At 37.3% G+C, this 22,162-nt stretch carries 22 protein-coding genes; 2 read left to right on the top strand and 20 right to left on the bottom strand.

Going from position 1 to position 22,162, the window contains the following annotated elements:
- The 16 genes from ACTTKP_RS06745 to ACTTKP_RS06670 form a co-directional block, all read right to left on the bottom strand.
- Nucleotides 1-812: flagellin N-terminal helical domain-containing protein (locus ACTTKP_RS06745; protein ID WP_442553146.1), on the bottom strand; the 812-nt coding region annotated here is incomplete at its 3' end.
- Nucleotides 813-976: 164 nt separating this feature from the next.
- Nucleotides 977-1,465, bottom strand: a complete 489-nt coding sequence (locus tag ACTTKP_RS06740) for a hypothetical protein (RefSeq protein WP_442553145.1) — start codon at nt 1,463-1,465, stop codon at nt 977-979.
- Nucleotides 1,462-1,833: a flagellar export chaperone FliS gene (gene fliS / locus ACTTKP_RS06735; protein WP_442553144.1), complete on the bottom strand. Its 372-nt coding sequence runs from the start codon at nt 1,831-1,833 to the stop codon at nt 1,462-1,464. The genes ACTTKP_RS06740 and fliS overlap by 4 nt, the downstream gene beginning before the upstream one ends.
- Before the next feature lie 22 nt (nt 1,834-1,855).
- Nucleotides 1,856-3,391, bottom strand: a complete 1,536-nt coding sequence (gene fliD / locus ACTTKP_RS06730; RefSeq protein ID WP_442553143.1) for a flagellar filament capping protein FliD — start codon at nt 3,389-3,391, stop codon at nt 1,856-1,858.
- 12 nt (nt 3,392-3,403) lie between these two features.
- Nucleotides 3,404-3,826 (bottom strand): flagellar protein FlaG, encoded by a 423-nt coding sequence (locus ACTTKP_RS06725; RefSeq protein ID WP_442553142.1) that lies wholly within the window; start codon nt 3,824-3,826, stop codon nt 3,404-3,406.
- A gap of 118 nt (nt 3,827-3,944) precedes the next feature.
- Nucleotides 3,945-4,169 carry a carbon storage regulator CsrA gene (csrA, locus tag ACTTKP_RS06720; protein ID WP_442553147.1) on the bottom strand — a complete coding sequence of 75 codons (225 nt, stop codon included), beginning with the start codon at nt 4,167-4,169 and terminating at the stop codon, nt 3,945-3,947.
- 12 nt (nt 4,170-4,181) lie between these two features.
- Entirely contained in the window at nt 4,182-4,673 is a 492-nt protein-coding gene (fliW, locus tag ACTTKP_RS06715) for a flagellar assembly protein FliW (RefSeq protein WP_442553140.1), read from the bottom strand.
- Between the two features lie 32 nt (nt 4,674-4,705).
- Nucleotides 4,706-6,232, bottom strand: a complete 1,527-nt coding sequence (gene flgL, locus ACTTKP_RS06710; RefSeq protein ID WP_442553139.1) for a flagellar hook-associated protein FlgL — start codon at nt 6,230-6,232, stop codon at nt 4,706-4,708.
- A 14-nt stretch (nt 6,233-6,246) separates the two neighbouring features.
- Nucleotides 6,247-8,103 (bottom strand): flagellar hook-associated protein FlgK, encoded by a 1,857-nt coding sequence (gene flgK / locus ACTTKP_RS06705; RefSeq protein ID WP_442553138.1) that lies wholly within the window; start codon nt 8,101-8,103, stop codon nt 6,247-6,249.
- Between the two features lie 27 nt (nt 8,104-8,130).
- Nucleotides 8,131-10,026, bottom strand: coding sequence for a flagellar hook-associated protein FlgK (flgK, locus tag ACTTKP_RS06700; RefSeq protein ID WP_442553137.1), 1,896 nt, complete (start codon nt 10,024-10,026; stop codon nt 8,131-8,133).
- A gap of 71 nt (nt 10,027-10,097) precedes the next feature.
- Entirely contained in the window at nt 10,098-10,610 is a 513-nt protein-coding gene (locus ACTTKP_RS06695) for a flagellar protein FlgN (protein ID WP_442553136.1), read from the bottom strand.
- A 24-nt stretch (nt 10,611-10,634) separates the two neighbouring features.
- Nucleotides 10,635-10,910 (bottom strand): flagellar biosynthesis anti-sigma factor FlgM, encoded by a 276-nt coding sequence (flgM, locus tag ACTTKP_RS06690; RefSeq protein WP_442553135.1) that lies wholly within the window; start codon nt 10,908-10,910, stop codon nt 10,635-10,637.
- A 232-nt stretch (nt 10,911-11,142) separates the two neighbouring features.
- Nucleotides 11,143-12,399 (bottom strand): diaminopimelate decarboxylase, encoded by a 1,257-nt coding sequence (locus ACTTKP_RS06685; RefSeq protein ID WP_442553134.1) that lies wholly within the window; start codon nt 12,397-12,399, stop codon nt 11,143-11,145.
- 87 nt (nt 12,400-12,486) lie between these two features.
- Nucleotides 12,487-13,659 carry an MFS transporter gene (locus tag ACTTKP_RS06680; protein WP_442553133.1) on the bottom strand — a complete coding sequence of 391 codons (1,173 nt, stop codon included), beginning with the start codon at nt 13,657-13,659 and terminating at the stop codon, nt 12,487-12,489.
- Nucleotides 13,656-15,023 (bottom strand): UDP-N-acetylmuramoyl-L-alanine--D-glutamate ligase, encoded by a 1,368-nt coding sequence (gene murD, locus ACTTKP_RS06675; protein WP_442553132.1) that lies wholly within the window; start codon nt 15,021-15,023, stop codon nt 13,656-13,658. The genes ACTTKP_RS06680 and murD overlap by 4 nt, the downstream gene beginning before the upstream one ends.
- A 21-nt stretch (nt 15,024-15,044) precedes the next feature.
- Nucleotides 15,045-15,326, bottom strand: a complete 282-nt coding sequence (locus ACTTKP_RS06670) for a cupin domain-containing protein (RefSeq protein ID WP_442553131.1) — start codon at nt 15,324-15,326, stop codon at nt 15,045-15,047.
- A 408-nt stretch (nt 15,327-15,734) separates the two neighbouring features.
- Between ACTTKP_RS06670 and ACTTKP_RS06665 the strand changes: the two genes are divergently transcribed.
- Nucleotides 15,735-16,484 (top strand): ECF transporter S component, encoded by a 750-nt coding sequence (locus ACTTKP_RS06665; RefSeq protein ID WP_442553130.1) that lies wholly within the window; start codon nt 15,735-15,737, stop codon nt 16,482-16,484.
- 44 nt (nt 16,485-16,528) lie between these two features.
- On the opposite strand, the gene coaBC is transcribed toward ACTTKP_RS06665, so the two are convergent.
- Nucleotides 16,529-17,731, bottom strand: coding sequence for a bifunctional phosphopantothenoylcysteine decarboxylase/phosphopantothenate--cysteine ligase CoaBC (gene coaBC, locus ACTTKP_RS06660; RefSeq protein WP_442553129.1), 1,203 nt, complete (start codon nt 17,729-17,731; stop codon nt 16,529-16,531).
- Nucleotides 17,732-17,800: 69 nt separating this feature from the next.
- On the bottom strand, nt 17,801-19,099 hold the full coding sequence (locus ACTTKP_RS06655; RefSeq protein WP_442553128.1) for a M18 family aminopeptidase: 1,299 nt from the start codon (nt 19,097-19,099) through the stop codon (nt 17,801-17,803).
- 222 nt (nt 19,100-19,321) lie between these two features.
- Between ACTTKP_RS06655 and ACTTKP_RS06650 the strand changes: the two genes are divergently transcribed.
- Nucleotides 19,322-20,650, top strand: a complete 1,329-nt coding sequence (locus ACTTKP_RS06650) for an extracellular solute-binding protein (RefSeq protein ID WP_442553127.1) — start codon at nt 19,322-19,324, stop codon at nt 20,648-20,650.
- Between the two features lie 61 nt (nt 20,651-20,711).
- Here the strand turns inward: ACTTKP_RS06650 and arcC are convergent, their stop codons facing one another.
- Nucleotides 20,712-21,653, bottom strand: a complete 942-nt coding sequence (arcC, locus tag ACTTKP_RS06645; RefSeq protein ID WP_442553126.1) for a carbamate kinase — start codon at nt 21,651-21,653, stop codon at nt 20,712-20,714.
- Between the two features lie 26 nt (nt 21,654-21,679).
- Nucleotides 21,680-22,162: folate family ECF transporter S component (locus tag ACTTKP_RS06640; RefSeq protein ID WP_442553125.1), on the bottom strand; the 483-nt coding region annotated here is incomplete at its 5' end.

The following is a 22,162-nucleotide window of genomic DNA, read 5'->3' as shown; positions in this document are numbered from 1 at the left end:
AATGAAAGAACACCCTGTGTAGACTGGTTAGCCTGTGCAAGCATAGCCTGACCTGCCTGTGTAAGAATGTTGTTCTTGCTGAACTCAACCATTTCCTTAGGAACATTGGTATCACGGATACGAGACTCAGCTGCCTGTGTATTCTCAGAAATGTTATCAATGTTGAGAACTGTATGCTCAAGACGGTTCTGAAGAGCACCGAGGTTAGATCTCTGCTCAGAAACAAGCTTAATAGCCTCCTGATAAGAAGTCATACGAGTCTGACCACCAGCATTATCCTCAATTCCATTCTCATCTTCTAAGTTAAGACCTTCTTTGCTCATTGGCTTAATAGTAATCTTAATAACTTCATTCTCACCTTCTTTAGCTCCTACCTGAAGAGCCTTGTCTTCAAAACTACCATCAAGAAGAACCTGAGTATTGAATGTAGTTGTATTACTTATTCTGTCGATTTCCTTAACAAGCTCATCAAGCTCGCTCTGGATTGCCTTTCTGTCGTCTTCAGTATTTGTATCGTTTGCACCCTGTGTTGCAAGCTCGTTCATTCTCTGAAGGATTGAGTGTGTCTCGTTAAGAGCACCTTCTGCTACCTGGATAAGTGAAATACCATCCTGTGCGTTAGCTGAAGCTCTGTTAAGACCTCTTACCTGACTTCTCATCTTCTCAGAAATTGTAAGACCTGCTGCATCATCTGCTGCTCTGTTGATCTTAAATCCTGATGAAAGCTTTTCAGAAGACTTTGCCTGAAGTGCACTTGTGATACCTAACTGTCTGTTAGAGTTCATTGCTGTAAGATTGTGCTGTACTACCATAATAATTTCCTCCTTGAATTTTAATTCAGCTTCCTTGCTGAATGTATTTAATATGCATAAAATTTTCAGTAGCTCTAAGGCCGTACACTCCATTAGATTAACCTTAAATTTTACTTTCAATTTATATATCGGATAGTCCCAAAAAAACTTTAGCCTATTTTAAATTATTTTTTTTGGTCTAAAAAATAATTATTTTCTCCTGTATTTCCGCTCATGTTACTATAGTATTTTGTAACGGCATTGCTGTTAAGCTTATAGGTTCGAATCTTATCCCTGCTCTTAGCAACCTTCAAATCAAACTTAACCTGATTCCGCCTTTCTGTAGTTTCTACTTCGACTCCTTTATCTACAAGAATTCTAATCAGTTCCTGAAGCTTTTCTATAATCTGCCTGTAAGCATTAGGATTTTCTTTGATTTTATCTGCAACCCTCTTATATATCAGGTCAAAACCCTCATCAAGCTTTTCAATTTCATCAATTAATTCACTTTTTTTAGCTATCAGACTGTCGAAACCATCTTCATTAAAACCATCCTCATCTAACAGTTCTTCCTGCATCCTTGTAAGTTCAATAACAGATTCAAGAATTCTATCTTTCTTGATTAATGAGTCCTTCATTAACTCTAAATAACTAAAAATGTCCATATCCATCATGATGTTTTAGCCACCTTCATCACCTTTGCCCACACATCTCTAAGGCCTCTTATATCCTCAAGTGCCTCATTAAGCCTGTCTACATCCTTTTTAACATTGGCAAGCAGGAGATTATTTAATATCTTTTTATATATCAAATCAAAATCTTTAGCTATAGGATATTTAAAATCAAGAGTTCCCTGAAGCTCCCATATTATATTCTGAGCCTTAATCAGATTGGTATTTGCCTTCTCTATATTTTTTTCTTCTATGCCTACAGCTGCCTGATTACAAAACTTAATAGCTCCATTATAAAGCATAAGTGTAAGCTCAGCCGGAGTAGCTGTACTCACAGCTGCCCCCTGATAAAGATTTGCTACATTCGCCATCTTTAGTTCCTCCCCTTATCTGTTACTTCCCGAGCAAACTTGACAGACTGTTACTTTGAGCATTCATCTTTGCCATGGCCTTTTCCATAGCCGCAAACTGCTTATAGTACTTGTCTTCAATCTTATTTATTTTAGCTTCCAAGGTATTATATTCTTTCTTATATGAATCAGAAAGCTTGTTCATTTCCTTATCATTGTAGAAAGTCATTGCAGAAGAAAGGCTGGTACCCTTCATTGCATCTGTCATTTTATTATACAGGTTCTCCATAATGCCCTTTAAAGCCTCTGCTGTTTCTTCCGGATGCTCGGTAAGTGCCTTCTTCAATTTATCCGGCTTACCGGAATATACTCCATCTTCAGAATCTCCATACATATGCAGAAGACCTTTTTCCTTATAATCAGTAGAAGTCATTACTCCGAAGCTTGCAAGGCTATATCTCTTGCCGCCCTTACCGTCTTCATCAGCACCTACATTTACAGCACTCTGCATAGCAGTCTTCATAGCATTGAGAACCTTACCAAGGGCAGGATCTCTCCTTAACATTGATTCTTTTATTTTCTTTTCCCAAGCCTCTACATCACCGGCGGACATCTCTTTCTTCTGTTCAGAAGTAAGCGGATCATATCCCTTTGCAACACCGGCATAGTAAAGATCGTTCATCTCTTTTAAGATGGAATTATATTCTTTTATAAAACTCTTAAAATTATTATATACAGACTCAACATCAGTATTTGAAGCAACAGTTACACCCTTACTCAAATCAGCTGAGTTGTAGTTTGCTGTAGTACCTGTAAGAGTTATATTTAAACCGTTTATGCTATTTACATTGCTTGCTGTATTATATTCAGTTCCATCAACACTGAAAATTGCATTTTTTGCCTCAACCTTAGTTGGCTCAGTATGTTTTGCATCATCTTTTACAAGACCAAGAGCCTTTAATCCCTCTTCTTTTTCCTCACCATATTTAGACTCTTTAACGGAAAAGGTATTTGCTGCTCCTGTTTCTTTGGAAGACAGATAAAATCTCTGCTGTTTTTCATCAAAGTTAGCATTTAATCCGGCTTTTTTAGCTTCAGCAACAAAATCCTCTATTGTAGTATTTTCATCAACTTCAAATGTATGTTCCTTATCCCCTACCTTAAATGTAAGTTCCGTACCCATTTCAAAGCCTAAGTCCTTCAGTGAAGTTTTTTTGGTAATAGGCTCACTTCCTTCAATCTTAGACCCTGTAAGGCTTTGAGCAGTAGCCAGCTGTTTTACCTGAATCCTGTGAATTCCATCTACTGCCGATGGTTCACCTGTAACTTTAGCCACTTTCTCATCAGAACTTGTAACCTTCTTCGTTCCATATGCCTTTGCAAACCTAAGAGAAGAAACTTTACTTGTATATAATGAATATAATTTGTTATTAAGATCCTTCCACTTTTCTTTCTGCCAGTCAAGCTTAGTCCGTTTACCTTCTACTTTATTAAGTTTTAATTTATGGGCATCCATAATTTTCTTAATCATGGCTTCTGTATCCATGCCGGAATTTAATCCTGAAAGCCTCACTCCCATAGCTCTTCCTCCTTATCTTTTCTCGTCCACTATTATTCCTACAAGATCCTTTATTTTAGCCAGCATATCATGCATCTTTTCAGGTGGAATCTCCCTTATAATTTCTTTAGTAGATTCATCATATACTTTTATGGAAATTTTCTTAGTTTCCTTATTATATGAAAAAGCTAATCTCCTATAACCATTATTCTGTTTAATTTTTTCATTTGCCTGATCAATCACACTCTTTATACGGCGTTCTGCCTCAGCATCAGAAATTTCTTCCTCATTCTGAGAATCTGCCTGACCTGTATAACCGGTTCCTGCCTGACCCATAGCAATCACATCAATATCAAAATCAGCTTCTGAGCTGTCCTTAACAGGGTAACCCGTATTACCGCTCATATCTACACCTGTAGACTGGGATAATATACCCGGCATCATTTTAAGACTCATTTGTTCACCTCCATGTAAACTCACTCTACAATCCTTTGCTTTTTAAAATTTAAACATAGAACACGCTTTCTACAAGACATATCGGCAAAATTTACCCTAAACTTAACCTAATTAAGCCCTACCCAAAAATTTTGTCAAGATTCTTAAGTGTATGCTCGGAAATCTCAGATGCTTCCCTATTGGAATTTTGAATCTGCTCAAAAAGCTCTTTCCTGTAAATTGGAATATTATCAGGTGCAGTAATCCCTATTTTTATCTGCTCCCCTTTTGCTTCCAGTATAGTCACCTCTATATTATTGCCTATAACTAAACTTTCACCGGGTTTTCTCGACAGTGCTAACATTTTCATCCCCCCTTATTTATTCTGCTCTGCTTTCATCTTCTGTACCGAATCGTAAATATTAAACTTAATAGGATAGTCCTCATTATTTACAATAATCTGCACCCCTTTACGGTTATTCGGATTGATAAATAAAGGAGCTCTGAAATTAGCTGTTGTCTTACTTGGATCTTCACTTGGAATAGTTATTGTTAAAAATGTAACAAGTTCTTCATCCTTAAATTCCCCCAGTGTTTTCAAGAGTTCATCCTCAACTATAGGCTCATATCTTTCAATCACTGAATACGGACTTATAATAGGTAGTGCCAGTCCTGCAAAGTCAAGTGACTGAAACCATGAAATAAGCCCTCCCGAGCCATTCTCAATGTCATACATTATAGTCCAGCGTTTCATATCTTCAAACCCTATGATTCCATTTTCAAATGTAAGGATTTTCTCTTCATCAATATCAACTTCTCCAAAAAATCTTGTCTGTGCAAGCATTATAACACCTCTTTCTAATATCACAATTGATTTTACCCCATAGGAAGAGCTAATTTTTATCTTAAGAAATCAAGCAGGGTATTCTGTACTACCTTTGCTCCTGCCTTTAATGATGCATTGTATATTACTGTCTGTGCATTAAAGTTAATAATAGTTTCTACAAGGTCTGCATTTTCATTATTTGACATAAGATCTGTAAAATCATCGTTCTGCCCTGAGAGTCTTTGTTCAGTTAGATTTAACCTTGCATCACGGCTTCCAAGGTCTGCAATAGACTTATTTACCACATCCTGATAATCTCTTATACTGTTAAGTGATTTTGAAAATCTCTCCTGCATTACCTTTTTCTTAAGAGTAAGCTCAGTATTCATCTGCTCTTTAAGCTGTTTGAGACTCGCAAGATCCTTTTCGTCTGTAGTATTGCCAATCAGTCTATCTACTTCTTTTATCTTATTTTCTACCAAATTTACATCTTCAATACTGGCAAGAATACCGTCTAATTCTCTGCCTAAGTCCTGTCTTAAGGCATCTTTAGCCTGAGTATTTACCTGAAGTCTCTGATTAAAGCTTACTTCATACTCAATATCCTGATCTTCCTTTTTGTAATTTATAATCTTATCTTCATCTTCTACAAGATTTCCTTCTTCATCAAAAGGAGTAGCCTTACAGTTAAAATAATGCTCAGGACGCACATCCCCTGCTGCAAACTCAGTCTTATTGTATTCTACATTAAAGCTTTTTGCATTTTTAAGCTTTTCATATGCCTCATCTGAAAGTATAAGTTCTCCTGTATCAGCTATATATTTCGCACCACTTTCAGGCTTTTCATAGGCTTTCGGGTCGCTTGATGTAAGCACCTCTCCATTCTCATTTTCTGAAGTAATGTCAATATCATCCTCATTACCATCTTCATCTTTATATGTAAGTTTCGGAAAGCCCTCCGATGCCTTATCCAACTTATTATATGAAAGCCTAAGATAATTAACCGTCTTATTTTCAGCATGTTCTGAAAAATCATTAGTTCCACCCGGCTCATAATCTTTTGCAGCAAAGCCTCCAACCGTTCTTGTGCCGGTTTTTAATGCTGTTTTATCTAACTCTTCAGTTATTGTATACTGCCTGCTCTTATCATCCTGAAGATAGGTAAGACTGGTATCTGTCTTATATCCGGTAAATACATACCTTCCTGCATAACTCGCATTACCTTCCTGATAAATCTGCTTTCTGTACTGCTGCATAGTCTTCATTATACTGGTACGGTCTTCCGGTGTAAGTGTATCCTGTGAACCTTGATCAGCAAGACTGTGGAGTGTAGTACATATATTCGTCACCTGTTTTAGGGCACTTTCAGTTACCTGAAGCCAGCTTTTAGCATCCGGCACATTTTTCTTAAAATACTGTTTTATCTCTGTAAGGCTGTTACGGAGTTTCAATGCCCTTACCGCAACTATAGGGTCGTCTGAAGGACGCTGTATCTTTTTGCCTGTCTGATACTGCTCTTCTATGTTCATCAGATTGACCTTATTATTATTTATATTTGAAATAGTATTATTAGTCATTATCTGGTTAGTAACTCTCATCATAGCTTTTGCCCTTTCTAGATTGCCATTTCATTTATCAGCTTATTATATATTTCATTCATTACCGTAATTATCTTCGCTGAAAGATCATAACAGTTCTTAAATCTAACCATGTTCATAGCCTCTTCCTCTGTATCTACACCTGAAATAGATATACGCTGATTATCAATGGATTTAACTATCATGTTCTGATTCTTACTGAAAGTTTCAGCGGTTTTGGTATCCACACCTATATCTGAGGTAAGCGACTGATAGAATTCTTCCGGCTTTCCCTGGTCAAACATAGTTCTATCTTTTTGAAGATTTTCTAACTTCTTCATCACATCCGTATTCTCAACACCATTGGCTATTGAACTCGCTGCTGCCACAAGTCCCGGATTCTCCTTAAACTCCTTAGTTACAGAATAATTATGTGCAGTCATCTTATAATAAGTTTCATCTTCAGATGAAAATTCCTCTATTTCATTTCCATCTTCATCCTTGGTTCCGGGCACTTTAAACCTATAATTATTTCCGGTTACCTCATCCTTGCCGTTAAATAATTCCCTGCCCTTATTGCCTTCCAAATCCTCACCGGTCTTATGTATTTCATTAAATTCTTTTGAGAACTTCCTTATAAAGTGATTCAACTGGTCAAGGTAATAAGGTATCCCCTTAAAATCCACCTGCTCACCTATTTTTGCCACAACCTTGTCATCCTCGGTTATATCTTTTTGTATAGGCTTATCCTCTTTTAACTTAAATGTATATTTAAACTTTGTCTTACCTGTATCCGGATCTTTTTCTACCTTTACATCAAAACCTGTGTATTCATACTCTTCACTTCCAACTGTAATCTTTCCCTTTGGAGGAAAATTCATATTTTCCACACTGTTTATATTTGTATCCTCAAGTGTGAGTTCGGTATCTCCTGCCGATGCCTCTTTTACATGGCATCTTAATGAAGCCCTGTTATTTCCATCACGCATCTGGAACAAGGCTCCAAGCTTTCCGCCTAAATTATTATGGTGAGTAGCAAAGTTCTGTCCGTCCGACCACTGAAGGTCATAGAGTCCCTCCACATCGTTCATATTGTTGATATGAGTTCTAGGTACTGCCTCTATTCTGTTTGCTTCATAATTATTTACAAGATAGCCGCCATTTACCTTAACTGTATAATGTGTAACACCCGAAAGGCTGCCACTCATTCCCTCGCCTATTCTTTCTTCCTTAACAGTCACATTTGCAAGCTTTGAAAGCTTATCTACAATAAGATTTCTCTGGTCTCTAAGGTCATTGGCATAGCCTCCGCTTACCTCAATAATATTTATCTGTTTCGTAAGGGTTGCTATCTGATCTCCGTATGAGTTGATTGCATCTATAGTATTTTTTATATTAAAATTTACCTCATTCTGAGTATTTTTTAAATTTTCAGAAAGGTTATTGAAATATTCTGTAAGTGCATATGCCTGATTTACCATCTGTGCTCTTGCGGACTTGCTCGTAGGATTTTTTTCCACTTCCGACATACCGTTAAAGAGGTTTTTAAAATTAGTATTGAATCCCCCTTCTTTTATCTCATTCAGATAATTTTGCATGGCTTTTAAGTAATATGTCCTTGAGTCATATTCTCCATTGATAGTATTTGCTGTACGATATTTTAAATCATAATACTCATCCCTTATCTGTGTAATCTTATTTCCTATTACACCCGTACCTACCATGCCATAGCGTTGTGCTATAGCTATTGGGTCTTTAGCCTGACGGTTTAACTGCTGCCTGCTGTACCCCTCAGTCTTTGCATTTGTAATATTGTGGAAGGTAGTATTAAGGGCTGCCTGATAAGTATGAAGCCCTGAAGTTCCTATATCTAATCCAAAAAATGTTGATGGCATATCCTTCTCCTATTCTGCTGTTTTACATCAGCTTCCAAGCTTAAGTATCAAATGTTCAAGAAGTTCATCTATTGCAGTTACATATCTCGAAGCTGCATTGAAAGCCTGCTGATATTTAATCATATGGGTAAGTTCTTCATCGGAGGAAGCACCTATTACCTGCTGCCTCTGATTTTCCACACTTTCTTTAGTAATGTCCTGACTCTTTGCCAGCACTCTCTTTGTATTACCTGTATTAGCAATCTCCGAGGTAAATGTAGTATAATAATCCATTAATGTGTTCTTTGTAAGTGTATTAGGGTTGAGAGTAGAAAATTTATTATCCCATACCTTGTTTAGCTTTGCAGCTATATCCATACTATAATCGCCGGTATTGGTATTATAACTTAAAGGAATAAGGGAAACATTCTCTCTAATTTTCTTATTTACCTCAAGCTCTCCCATTGTATACATAGAATACTTTGAGCCCTCGTCCTTCGGATCATAGTTTTCTTCGTTATACACCATCACCTTATTGCCGTTAATTTCTACTTCCTTGTAGCGAGGCATTCCCTTTCTTTCAAAGAGAGCATGCCCCGGAGTTTTAGAGCTATCCGAACTTACCGGAGCCTTCTTTTTATCTAAGATAGATACCTTGTATCTACCTGTAGGACGGCCGAGTGCATCCCTTTCTTCTACCTTGTATTCATCCAAATCACTCACATCCATATCAGGGATTTCATCTCCCTCTAATATCTTGCCCTCTGAATTTCTCCATACAGGCTCACCACCATCTGTCCATGTAGCAGTAAGATTAGGTGCAAGCACATTATTAATCATGGTAGTCAGTCCATGAATTAGCTGGTCAAACTGTGCCTCTGTATTAGTAAGGAGAGACGGTGCTATCTTATTGTTATAATTTAACTTAGCCTCTTCAAAAGCCTTCATAGCCTCGATATAGTACTCATCTTCTTCACCATTTTCATAATCTTCCGGCTTTGGCTGTACCGGAATATCTGTATATCTTCCCTGTGTACCTCTTGAAAGAAGAAGTCCCTTAAGCGAACCTATGTCCGTATCCGCAGCCGCTGTAGGAGGGGTGGAGAAATTAAACACTTCCCTGGGTTCTCCCTTTTCATTCGTATCAAAATTCCATACAGGCGTATAAAGATTAAGGCTGTCCTCGGTACTCTTAAGACCTATCTCATTTATTCCGAATTCAGTGACAAACTGAGTACCTTCTATTGTTACAAGGACAGTTCCATCTTTTACTTCCTTGTAATCCATCTTGACATAACCGCCCAGTTCATCAAGTAGCTTATTTCGCTCATCCCTGTAATCATTTGCAGAATATCCTCCTGCCTCTTCCTTACGGATGAGCATATTAAGCTGATCTATCCTTTTTCCTATTTCATTTACTCTGTTTACTGTATTTTTTATCTTAAGATTTACATTCTGCCTGAAGCTCTTAAGCTGAGTCACGATATTTTGACAGCGTTCAATAAATGTATTAGCAGTTTCTACTAAAGAAGTCCTTGCAACCACACTTTCAGGCTCTTTCTGGAGTTCCTGTACAGATTTCCAAAGCCCCTGCATTGCACTCTGAAAGGTAGTTCCATGAAGCTCGCCGAATAGATTTTCCACCTCAGCCACTACTTCAGTCTGAGCCTGATAAAATCCCTGCCTGCCACTCTCTCTTCTATATGCTCCATCTAAGAACCTATCTCTTAGCTGTCTTACTTTTGCAATAATAGATCCATGTCCTGTCTGGTCAAGCCTCTTCACGGTGGCAGCCTTTTCATACTCTTTATCAACCGTAACCACCTGCTGACGGACATATCCCTTTGTATCTACATTAGTAATATTATGTGCTGTTGTATTTAAGGAATGCTGGGCTGTATTAAGTCCCGAAACCCCCACACCAAAACTTGTCATTAATCCCATATCTTATCTCCCGACCATAATTAAAATTCTTTTCTTAAGTTATTTAAGACTAACTCAATCAAAAGAACATTTTAACTCTTAGCATCAAACATTCCCCTGCCCGGTCCCTGTAACTCTACTTCTGAAGCAGTGTTGTATTGTCCTAATCCCGGTGCACTTCTAAGGCTCTGTATCAGATTAATATCAAAATCAATCATCTCAATCGACTGTTTTATAAGCATCTGATTCCTCTCATTCACCAAGTCTAAAGTTTCTATAGTACGCTTTAGCCTATCATGAAGCTTTCGCAATTCTTCCTGTTCTTTTTCCTGCCCCTTAAGCAAGTCTATGATAGTAGTGAAATTTAACTCGCTTTCCTTTTTATTCATTACTATCCCTATATTACGAATGACCTCCTGTCTTTTCTTTTCCAGCTTACTGATTTTGCCTACTAACTCTTGCTCTTCTTCAGTAATGCCAGTTAAAGACTGGAGGTCATTATTTACAATTGTCCGGGTTTTCTTCTCAGCAATGGGAATAATCTCACTGTAGATTTTCTCCTCATCATCCAGTACCCTGATTAACTCTTCTATTAAGCTTGCCATGGTTCCTCCGCTCAATCCGTATTATTATACTGCAAAATAACCCTCAACGAGTTTATCAGCTATCTCTCTACCTGATACGGTATATGTACCTTCTTCAATTGCAGCTTTAAGCTTTGCAACCTTTTCTTCACGAATATCCGGAGCAGCGGCCACAGCTGTTCTTGTTACCTGAAATGTTTTAGCTGCATTTGAAATCTCTACAGTATCATTAACTTTGTTTGCCTTAAATACAGCTTCAGCCTTTCTTGCCTTGCTCACCTTATAAGCATTTGCAACCTGCCCGTAATTATCTACTCTCATAACAGTCACCTTCCATTCGTTATCGGTTTGAATAAGGTATGTATTCACATACCTTAACACATTGGTCATATATCCTCGGATATAGCTTTTATTTACTAAAAATCCTATAATAAAAAAAGTTTGCCAATGAACAAATCTTCCTACCAATGTAATTAGTATCTCTGATTTATTTATCGGCAAACTTTACAAATACTTTAGTAATAAGGAGTAAAAATCACAAAAACAAAATTTTTTATTTTTTCAATCCGGCAAAATCCAAGGTTGCAAAATAATCATCAGGTGTTTCCGCCCTTCTTATGAGCTTAATTTCTCCGGCTTCAGTTTTTAAAAGTTCAGCTGATCTAAGCCTCCCGTTATAGTTATATCCCATACAAAAACCATGTGCTCCGGTATCATGGATTACCAGATAATCCCCCTTATCAATATGCGGGAGCATCCTGTCTACTGCGAATTTGTCATTATTTTCACAAAGTGAACCTGTAACATCATACTTAAACTCTTCTGCCTCATCTTCTTTTCCAAGTACCGTTATATGATGATATGCTCCATACATAGCAGGACGCATAAGATTTGCAGCACAGGCATCCACTCCTATATACTCTTTGTAAATATGCTTCTCATGTACCGCCTTGGTTACAAGGTGTCCAAAAGGTGCAAGCATAAATCTTCCAAGTTCACTAAATATAGCTACATCTCCCATGCCATTTGGCACAAGAATTTCATCAAAGACTTTTTTAACACCTTCTCCTATAACAAAGATGTCATTTGCCTGCTGTTCAGGTCTGTAAGGAACTCCTACTCCTCCGGAAAGATTCACAAAGCCTATATGCACTCCACATTTTTCTTTCAGTTCCACGGCAAGCTTAAAAAGCTCTGCAGCAAGCATAGGGTAGTAATCATTTGTCACAGTGTTGCTTACCAAGAATGAATGGATACCAAATTCTTTTACTCCAAGTTCTTTAAGCCTTGTAAAGGCTTCAAACATCTGCGGCTTTGTCATACCATATTTAGCATCATTCGGATTATCCATAATATCATTACTTACCTTAAATACTCCGCCCGGATTGTAACGGCAGCTTATCTTCTCCGGAATACCTGCACATTCCTTAAGAAAATCTATATGTGTAATATCATCAAGGTTGATTATTGCTCCAAGCTCTCTTGCTTTCACATATTCTTCGGCAGGAGTCACATTTGAAGAAAACATTATTTCCTCACCTGTTATGCCGCAGGCTTCTGAAAGCATAAGTTCAGTAAGGGATGAACAATCCGTACCGCATCCCTCTTCCTTAAGAATATTTAAAATATATGGATTAGGCGTTGCTTTAACTGCAAAGTATTCTTTAAATCCTTTATTCCAAGAAAATGCCTTTTTTAAATTCCTTGCATTTTCACGAATGCCTTTTTCATCATAGATATGAAAAGGTGTCGGATAGGTCTTTACTATCTCTTTCACTTCATCTAAGTTTACAAACGGTATCTTTTTCATAAAACCTCCGGTTAAATAGTATACTTGTATACAATATCTATATGGTATTATATATTGTTTCCTTTGTCAACCGAAACATAAAATCAATTATTTCCTTCTTACAGTAGATGCAAATATCATAGCACAGCCTGCTATTGTAATTACAGAACCCACTATCATCATGCCGTTAGTTCCATATAAGTCTATGAGTACACCGCCAAGAACAGAAGCAAATACTATACCCAAGGTATTTGCCATTGTCATATATGCCTGTCCCTTAACCCTGTCACATTCCTCAACCGCCTGATTTGCATAATAAACTGTCGCAACCACAAAAACAGCAAATCCAAACATTTGGCAGACTTGAACTACATATAAAGACATCATATCCGGAGCTATAAGAGTGAGTATTATCTTAAGCATGATGCCGACACTTCCAACCCTTACCCAGACACTGCTGTCACGCCTTGCAAGCAAGTACACAAAGCCAAACATCACAGGTATTTCAAACATAGCAGCCAAAGAAAGGCAGACTCCCATATTTACACTGCCTCCTCCTTTTAATACCACTATCTGATATAAAAAGGTGTTTATAAGATTATGCCCTACATAGGCACAGATTGCTCCAATCAAAAACAGAGCCACCTTAGGATATTTAATAAGAAATGCCTTACTTTCTACCTTATGCTCAACTTCTACAGGCATAATCCTCACTGCCTTTCTAAAAGGAAAAAGCAGGGTGCCAATAACTAAAATAGACACAGAAAGTATAGTAGCTAAAGGCACAACTCTTAAATCATCTCCCTTGGCAAAGAGTCCCATAACACTTACGAAAATAGCATAAAACAAAGATGCAGTGCCCCTTGACGCCCCATAATTAATCTTCTTACCCTGATTCATCATTTCCATTGCAAGTGAATTGGCGAGCGGAACCATAAGCTGCAACAATGCTATTAGAGCTCCAAAAATAACTCCAATAGCAATTACAAAATTATTGTTTAATACAAGAAGCATTACTGCCAACGCAAACTGAACTACAGCTATAATTATTAAAATACTTTTTACGGATCTGCTCTTTTCCCTATCTGCATAGCCGGATACTATTGCCTGTAAGATTGCGGAAATTATACAGCCCATTGCCGAAATCAATCCAACTTCGGTATTAGAAAAGCCTTTTGCCAGCAAAAATACCGATGTATACCCCATAAGAGGGGCATACATCGTCCAAAGTCCTATTTGTACTGATACATAATTAAGTGTCAGATTCTTCTTTTCTTTCATCTCTCTTTTACCAGCTTTTTAAAAACTTCGCCTCTTTCTTCAAAATTTTTGAAAATACCATAACTAGCTGCTGCCGGACTCATTATACAAGATTTACCCTTTGTTGTAACAGCCTTAGCAAGTTTTACAGCCTCGCTAAGATTATCAACAAGATGTAGTCTGTCAGAATTATTTAGTTCCATGTAACCCATCTTTATTTCTTCTCTTATTCTCGCTCCCGTTGTTTCCATAAGGATAATATTCGGCACAGACGAGGTTTCAAGATACTTAATTAAAGGCTCGTAGTCTATTCCCCTATCCATTCCTCCTATAATTATAGTATCAGTGTCTTTTATAGTATTTATAGCCTCTATCGCCGTTGCAGGAATTGTAGAAATCGAATCATCATAATACTTAATGCCATCAATATTCCCCACGAACTCAAGACGGTGCGGCAGAGTTTTATATTTTGTTAAAGCTTTAACAAAACCTTCTTCCGACACTCCCAAGTCACTGCACACTGCGAATGCCACTGCTATGTCAAAAAAATTATGAAAGCCTTTGAGAGCTATACTATCTTCATCTATCCCCAAGGTATGATTGTTGTACGAAATGAAATTTTTTTCTACAAAAGTAGTAATGTGCTCGTCCATTTCAAGTGCCTTATCATCACGGTTAAAATCATAGATTACAGTAACAGTAGATTCTGCCTCTCCCTCTCTCGGAATAACCCCACTTCCACAGTAAAGCCTGTCACCTCTCTTTTGATTCTTGTAAATATTTTCCTTAGCAGTCCTGTACTTTTCAAAACTGCCATAATGGTCAAGATGCTCCGGAAAAACATTCAGGTACACTCCAATATGTGGCGAGTATTTGCCATATTCAAGCTGATGACAGGAAAGTTCAAAGACTATCTTAGTATCTTCATTTATCTCATCTAAGAGTGCAAAGGCAGGAATCCCTATATTGCCAAGCAGGAGGGCATCAAAGCCATTTTCTTTCAGTTCATGACAGATAAGGGTTGTAGTTGTACTTTTCCCCTTAGTTCCTGTAATTCCAATAGTCTTATTTCCATACACCTTAAGAAAATACTCCGCCTGCGAAGTTATAACTGCTTTGTATTCATCAAACGGCTTAGGCAGAACCACTCCGGGACTTTTAAATACAAGGTCAAACTCATCTATGCAGTCCAAATAGGAAGCTCCCGTTATAGTGCGTATATCCTGTACATCAACCTCGTTTTGGTCTGCGACAACAACTTCTTTAGCCAAACCTGCTCTCCGTACCGTTTCAAGGTTCAGTCTTCCTTCTCTGCCAAATCCCAGTATAAGCACCTTTTTATCTGCAATTTCTTTTTTTAATAATTCAATCAATTTATTTTCCATGATTCTGCCTTCTCTGCCATCTTATTTAATCTTAACAGCCATTACCTGACTGTCTTTAACAGCTATCATCTTATGCTCTACTCTGCTTGGAACTTCTGCCAGTTCAAGACTTTTTAAAACAATATCTTCCTCCGTCTTAAGCAAAATTTCACCCTCTATCACAAAGATTAAAATCTCCGATTCATTCGTATACTCAGGTACTTCATTTCCTGCCTTCAAAGAAAGATGTACCACCTCATATTTTTCCTTACTTGTTACAATCCTACCAAGTAAAGTATTAGGATCTAAAAAATGCTTTTCCATAGTTATTTTTCTCCTGTTTTTGTTAACCAATTTTCATTTCTTCCTAAACCTGTATTGCCACAATATATATCCACCTTAAAAACTGCCATAGCTTTAACAGATTATATATATCCGACAAAACATTATGGCAGTTTTATCTTTTTAAAGGACACCTGTTTCTTTTCATCTCCACAGATGTCCTTTAATAAATAATTTTATAGTAAATAACATCTTCTTGTACCATGTTATCACTAAAAACAGTATTTTTCAATGTTTAAACTAAAGCAGCAAAATAATAATACTAGACATTATCCATGTCTTGATATATAATATTATCGGTCTATCTGCCTGCATCATTACGAGTAGGACAAGACCAAACTGTAACTATAAATCGACTGGTATCAAAAAGAACCGGATCGGAGGAAAATCATGAACAACACTTATTCGAACAACACAAAAAATATTGCTTTAATTGGAGTATTAGGTGGGCTTACCATCTTTTTAGGTCTTACTCCTATGGGTTTTATTCCAATAGGCCCTACCGCTGCTACTATTATGCACATTCCCGTAATTATCGGGGCAATTATGGGCGGTCCTGTTGTAGGTGGATTTGTCGGACTGATATTCGGACTTTCAAGCCTTTTTAATGCAATTATGAAACCCACAATAGTATCTTTTGCTTTTTTAAATCCACTGGTTTCCGTACTCCCTAGAATTATCATCGGGCTTGGAACTGCTTATATTTATTCTTTTGTTAAAGCAATAAGCAAGAAACAAACCAAACTCTTAATTGCCATCATTTGGGTCGGAATTTCTCTATACTTGGGCTATGGTATCTTTTCAGCCATACAACAAGCTAAAACTGCCTCAATCATAATAAATACAGTCCTTTTATCAATAGTATTGCTTACTATGTTTTTCAGTCTGAAAAAACTAAAAGAAGCCTCTATTGACATAGTTATTTCTGCTGTTGCCGGAACATTGATTAATACTTTATTAGTACTAAGTTTAATTTATTTTCTTTATGGAGAACAGTTTGTATCAGCACTTGGCAAAGATGTTTCAACAGTAGGACGGACAATTCTTACTATCGGTATAATCAACGGTATTCCTGAAGTAATCATAGCTGTCATACTGGTTACAGCAATCGTCAATACCTTAAGAAAAAAATATAAATAACGCTTTTATAAACAAATTAAACAGAGCAGCTGCCAATTAAAACATTAAAAGGCAGCTGCTTTTTTTATCTTATCCAAAATTAACTTAGCAAGTTCAATTTTTGTCATTTCCTCAATATTTTCTATATTTTTATGCTTATCAATAATCGTCACTACATTGGTATCTGATTGAAACCCCGCATTTTCAGCCTTTATATTATTCACAATAATCATATCCAAATTTTTAGCAGTCAGCTTTGTCATCGCATTAGCTAATTCATTTTCTGATTCTGCGGCAAAGCCTACCATAAACTGATGTCTCTTTTTTGCAGCTACTGACTTTAAAATATCCGGATTTCTTTCAAATTCAATTTTAAACTCACCACCTGTTTCCTTTTTAATTTTTTGTGAATGATAAACTTTGGGGCGGTAATCTGCCGGTGCTGCCGCCTTTATTACAATATCAGCATTCACAAAATTCTCCAAAACCGCCTGATACATATCAAGAGAAGATACCACCGAAATAAATTTACTTACTTTTGGTTTCTTAATAGCAGTAGGACCGGAAATTAAGGTCACATTTGCTCCTCTTTTTTCAGCCTCTTCTGCCAACGCATACCCCATTTTTCCACTAGAATAATTAGTTAAATAACGAACCGGATCAATAGCTTCTATTGTTGGTCCGGCAGTCACTAATACATTCTTCCCCAATAAATCCTTTTTTCTGAGCCTGTTGTCAATTTCCTCTACAATCTCGGCAGGCTCTAACATCTTGCCGCTTCCCACATCATTACAAGCAAGTAAATCAGACTGAGTTGCTAAAATTGCAATTCCTCTCTCTTTCAATGTATTCATATTTGCTTCGGTTGCCGGATTATTTAACATAAAGGTATTCATTGCCGGTACTATCATAACAGGAGAACGGGCGGCTAAAAAAGTGGCAGACAAGAGATTATCACTGATTCCATTGGCAAATTTAGCAATCGAATTGGCACTGGCGGGTGCAATCACAAAAATATCTGCCCATTTTGCCAGACTTATATGGCTAATTTCAGCATTCTGTGGATATTCTTCAAACATATCTGTATAAACTAAATTACGTGACATTGTCTGAAAAGTCAGTTTACTTACAAATTGTTTTGCAGTTTCTGTCATAATCACTTTAACATTTGCCCCCTGTTTACACAGTAAACTACAAATTTCAGGGGCTTTATATGCCGCAATACCGCCTGTCACACCTAGTAAAATTTTTTTATTTTTTAACTCCATTCCCTTCTCCTCTTCAACCCTATATTTTACACACCCGTCCGGATAGTCCCATTCTTAAATAAAATATTCTTAATCTAACTTAGTGCTTATATCTGTTTCAAAAAACTGCTTCAGTGCTGTTTTAAGATAGTATGTATCCTTAACTCCTCCACTCTCATAAGGAGAATGCATAGCCCACTGTGCCATACCTATATCAACTGCATTTAGGGATACCTGAGTGTTGGAAATATTGCCGAGAGTAGAGCCTCCGGCAACATCCGAGCGGTTTGTAAAAGTCTGAACCGGCACATTTGCCTCAGCACAAATATCTCTGAACACCGCTCCCGAAACCGCATCCGTAGTATATTTCTGATTTGCATTATACTTAACGACAACCCCCTTATTTACCATAGGTCTGTTACAAGGGTCAGCTTTTTCCGTATAATTCGGATGTATGGAATGTGCATTATCAGCCGATACCATAAAACTCCTTGCAACTGCCTGAAAATAACTCTCCTCATCCCCTCCAAGAGCCTTATTTATACGAAGCAGTACATCCTTCAAAAAAGTAGAGGCAGCTCCCTGCTTCGTACCGGATCCTACTTCTTCGTTATCAAAAACACAGTGTACTGCAATAGCAGTTTTATTTTTTGCCTCAATTATGCTCTCCGCACCGGCAAATACGCATTGAAGATCATCTAACCTGCCGGCTGCTATAAACTCATTGTCCGCTCCCCAAACAGTTCCTTTCACTCTATTAGTTAAGAAAAGATCTGTATCTAAAATTGCCTCTTTATCAACTCCAAGCTCTCTTGCGAGTATGTCAAGCAGACTTATTTTAGAAGAAAGCTCGGCAAATACAGGCTGGGTATCCGTTTGAGCATTATACTTATAACCCTCATTAGCCTCTCGATTCATATGTATTGCAAGGCTCGGCATCATAATTATGTCCCTGTCTATATGAAGCAGCCTTTCCTCTATCTTTCCCCCATTCTTTATCATAACCCTGCCTGCTATACCAAGGGGTCTGTCAAACCAAGGTGCCATCAGCATTCCGCCATATTTTTCTACATTTAATTTAACAAAATTATTTTCCACCTTAATCTCAGCATTCACCTTAATCTTAAATGTAGGAGAGTCACTGTGTGCCGAAGTAATGTTAAAGCCCTTAAAATCCCCCTCCGGTACTCTAAATGCTATAATAGAAGAATTATTTCTGGTCACAAAGTAATTTTCACCCCTTTTTACTTCAAACCTTTCCTTCTCCGACAGCCTTTTAAACCCTGCCTTTTCATACATTTTACCAAGGGCAGCTATCACATGAAAAGGACTTGGATTGGCATCTAAAAAATTAATAAGCCTTTTGGAGCTTTCTAAATATCTATCCATATCAATTTCCTTTCAAAAGTTATTCTATCATCATCTTAACAAAACTCTTTTTGTCATTCAAGGCTTGTTAAAAACTTAACCCAAATTATTATAACTATTTTTAATTTAACTGTCTATGAAAATTTTATCTGCTCTCTTGAAAATATTTAAAGAATTGATATACTTATAAATAGAATTAGACAACTTGAAATTTACTTCATTAATAAAATGCGGGGTGCTTATATGAAATTCAAAAACCTGTTTATCGCCTTTCTCATTTGTTGTGTCTGTCTTAATATGACTGCATGTACAGGTAATATTGCCAGACCAGTAATAGATGATACCGAAATAAGTCTTTGGACTTATCCTGTAGGCGATTGGGGAAATAAAGATACAGTAGCTGAACTGATTAATGATTTTACGGAACTTCATCCTGAAATTTCTGTTAAGGTAAATTTTTTAGACTATAGATACGGCGATAAAGAAATAGCTGCCGCTCTCAAGACCGATCAGGCACCCGACATAGTATTGGAAGGTCCTGAAAGACTTGTAGCCAACTGGGGCAAGCGTGGACTTATGGTAGATCTTTCAGATTTGTACACGGATGCATCAAAGGATATCTACGAAAATGTAGTACTTACCTGCCGCTCAAACGATGACAAATATTATGAATATCCACTATGTATGGCTACTCACTGTATGGCTATAAATAAAAAAATTTTCGAAAAAGCAAATGCCTTAAAATACATAAATGCTGTAAACCATACTTGGACTACAGAAAACTTTTTCAAAGCCGTAGATGCTATTTACCAATCCGGATATACCGATGTACTAAATATCTATTGTGACGGTCAGAGTGGAGACCAGGGCAGCAGAGCACTGATAAATAATCTGTATGACGGCTCTTTCACAGATAAATTCCACCAGTCATATACTATAGATTCCACAAAAAATGTGGCTGCCTTAACTGCTCTTATTTCCAGAAACGGAATCTCTATCAATCCTAAGCTAAACAGCAGTGATGAAATCAAAAAATTCCGTACCGGAAAACTTGCTATGTCTATATGCTGGAATTCTTCAGCACAAAATGACAATTCTATGAGTGCTCCGGGTAGAACTACCGAGCTAGATGAAATTATACCTATGAAATTTCCTTCTCCCACCGGATCATCTAAACTGGTAAGTGGAATTTGGGGATTCGGAATTTTTAATAGCGGCAACGAAAATAAAATAAAGGCAGCTAAGCTCTTCATAGACTACATGGCAAACAATCCAAAAGGAGTAAGGAAGGCTGTAAAAGCCTCACATTTTTTCCCTGTACATAAAGAATTAACCGATGTTTATTCTGATTCTAAATTTAATAATACCATGGCTTTATTTTCAGAACATTTCATGCTTTCTATGGGTGATTATTATCAAGTAACCCCCGGTTGGACTGAGGTTCGCTCTCTTTGGTGGAAAACTTTACAATCAATTGCAAAGGGTAATGACATAAGAAAGGCTCTTACGGAATGTAATTTGGAAGCAAACAAAATAGCCGAATCTATGTCTGACAGTTTGTTAAATCATTAGACTACAACACAAAAGTGACAGTGCATCTTCTTTGCTGCACTGCCACCTTCTTATAACTTACTTAATCAACACTAATTATTGTCCCTGCCCTGCCTTTTATACCTGACAAGACCTTATCTAAAGAAGTAATTATAGCTCTCTTTCCTGAACCGGTAGTTACAAACTCTACCGCCGCCTCTATCTTTGCAAGATCAAGCCCCTTTTCAAAATTTCCCTCTTCCATATACTCTCTTGCTTCTTTTACAGTTATATGAGAAAGCGGCATCTCCTCTGCAGTACCTTTATGCACAATCAAGTTATCTTTATTTGTAACAAAAATTATTTCATCTGCTCCAAGCATCTGCCCTAATCTTGCAGCAGTAAAATCTTTTTCTATAATGGCACTTGCTCCCTTTAGGGCTGTACCCTGCTGCATAACCGGAATACCGCCGCCACCACAGGCAATTACAACCTGATCTGCCTCAGCAAGTGTTCTTATCGCATCTATTTCATAGATATCAATAGGACGAGGTGACGGAATAACTCTTCTAAATCCTTTTTCTTCCTTAACAACAAAATTGCCCTTATTAACCTCAGCATCTGCTTCATCCTGATTCATGTACCTTCCAATGACCTTGCTCGGATTGGTAAATGCCTTGTCAAAAGGATCAACTCTTACCTGAGTTATAATAGTACATACAGTTTTGTATATACCTCTGTTAAGCAGAGCCTCCCTTATACCGTTCTGCAAATCATAACCTATGTAGCCCTGGCTTAAAGCCCCGCATACAGACATAGGGGCAACTGAAAATTCCGGCTCAAGCCTTGAGTATTCCGTCATTGCAGTATGGAGCATTCCTATCTGTTCTCCATTACTATGGGTTACTACCACCCTGTACCCTGCCATAACTATATCTGCTATTTTTTCAGCAGCTGCTTTAACATTTTCCTTTTGCTTAGGTATGGTCTTTCCAAATGCATTTCTTCCAAGGGCTACAACAACTAATTTTTTATCGTTTTCCATAATCCCCTCCACATAAATCTTTCATCCTATATACTCTTCTTAAGTCTTGGTAAAACATTTGCAAGTGCAGTAAGCACAACAAAAAGCAGTATACTGTCTAAAGGTATCATTATTAAATTTTTGATAAATCTTGCCGGTAAGAGAGCCATAAATCCCTCTCCTCTTTCAAATGCCATAAGATAAGTTCCCATTCCTGCATTAATAAATATTTTAACTATACTTTGAACAAAAACTATCCTCATAAGGCTTACAGGCTTCTTGTACAATACAGCACCGAATATAATACCTGCGAGTACCGCCTGAGCTGTGTAACCTATACTGAATGAACCTGTAGGTTTCATTATGAATTTAATTATATCCATAACTCCACCATATATACCTCCCACAGCAGGCCCAAATAAAAAGTCAACTATACGGTTCGGTATCCACGCATAAGTAATAGTAAACGGTCCAAACGGAATGGTAGCAAACATCTTAAGTATGATGCCTAATGCTCCCATAAGTCCACA

Origin of the sequence: Catonella sp. (assembly GCF_052169795.1) — a bacterium.
Taxonomy (GTDB): Bacteria; Bacillota; Clostridia; order Lachnospirales; family Lachnospiraceae; genus Catonella.
This window is presented reverse-complemented; position numbering and strand designations above follow the sequence as displayed.

What these genes read in the sequence shown, in the direction of transcription:
- ACTTKP_RS06655 (WP_442553128.1), bottom strand. Translation starts at nt 19,099, where the DNA reads ATGGATAGATATTTAGAAAGCTCCAAAAGGCTTATTAATTTTTTAGAT.
- flgK (WP_442553138.1), bottom strand. Translation starts at nt 8,103, where the DNA reads ATGCCATCAACATTTTTTGGATTAGATATAGGAACTTCAGGGCTTCAT.
- csrA (WP_442553147.1), bottom strand. Translation starts at nt 4,169, where the DNA reads ATGTTAGCACTGTCGAGAAAACCCGGTGAAAGTTTAGTTATAGGCAAT.
- fliS (WP_442553144.1), bottom strand. Translation starts at nt 1,833, where the DNA reads ATGGCGAATGTAGCAAATCTTTATCAGGGGGCAGCTGTGAGTACAGCT.
- flgK (WP_442553137.1), bottom strand. Translation starts at nt 10,026, where the DNA reads ATGGGATTAATGACAAGTTTTGGTGTGGGGGTTTCGGGACTTAATACA.
- ACTTKP_RS06725 (WP_442553142.1), bottom strand. Translation starts at nt 3,826, where the DNA reads ATGAGTCTTAAAATGATGCCGGGTATATTATCCCAGTCTACAGGTGTA.
- ACTTKP_RS06670 (WP_442553131.1), bottom strand. Translation starts at nt 15,326, where the DNA reads ATGGAAAAGCATTTTTTAGATCCTAATACTTTACTTGGTAGGATTGTA.
- ACTTKP_RS06650 (WP_442553127.1), top strand. Translation starts at nt 19,322, where the DNA reads ATGAAATTCAAAAACCTGTTTATCGCCTTTCTCATTTGTTGTGTCTGT.
- coaBC (WP_442553129.1), bottom strand. Translation starts at nt 17,731, where the DNA reads ATGGAGTTAAAAAATAAAAAAATTTTACTAGGTGTGACAGGCGGTATT.
- ACTTKP_RS06695 (WP_442553136.1), bottom strand. Translation starts at nt 10,610, where the DNA reads ATGGCAAGCTTAATAGAAGAGTTAATCAGGGTACTGGATGATGAGGAG.
- flgL (WP_442553139.1), bottom strand. Translation starts at nt 6,232, where the DNA reads ATGATGAGAGTTACTAACCAGATAATGACTAATAATACTATTTCAAAT.
- flgM (WP_442553135.1), bottom strand. Translation starts at nt 10,910, where the DNA reads ATGAGAGTAGATAATTACGGGCAGGTTGCAAATGCTTATAAGGTGAGC.
- arcC (WP_442553126.1), bottom strand. Translation starts at nt 21,653, where the DNA reads ATGGAAAACGATAAAAAATTAGTTGTTGTAGCCCTTGGAAGAAATGCA.
- murD (WP_442553132.1), bottom strand. Translation starts at nt 15,023, where the DNA reads ATGGAAAATAAATTGATTGAATTATTAAAAAAAGAAATTGCAGATAAA.
- ACTTKP_RS06680 (WP_442553133.1), bottom strand. Translation starts at nt 13,659, where the DNA reads ATGAAAGAAAAGAAGAATCTGACACTTAATTATGTATCAGTACAAATA.
- ACTTKP_RS06685 (WP_442553134.1), bottom strand. Translation starts at nt 12,399, where the DNA reads ATGAAAAAGATACCGTTTGTAAACTTAGATGAAGTGAAAGAGATAGTA.
- ACTTKP_RS06740 (WP_442553145.1), bottom strand. Translation starts at nt 1,465, where the DNA reads ATGATGGATATGGACATTTTTAGTTATTTAGAGTTAATGAAGGACTCA.
- ACTTKP_RS06665 (WP_442553130.1), top strand. Translation starts at nt 15,735, where the DNA reads ATGAACAACACTTATTCGAACAACACAAAAAATATTGCTTTAATTGGA.
- fliD (WP_442553143.1), bottom strand. Translation starts at nt 3,391, where the DNA reads ATGGGAGTGAGGCTTTCAGGATTAAATTCCGGCATGGATACAGAAGCC.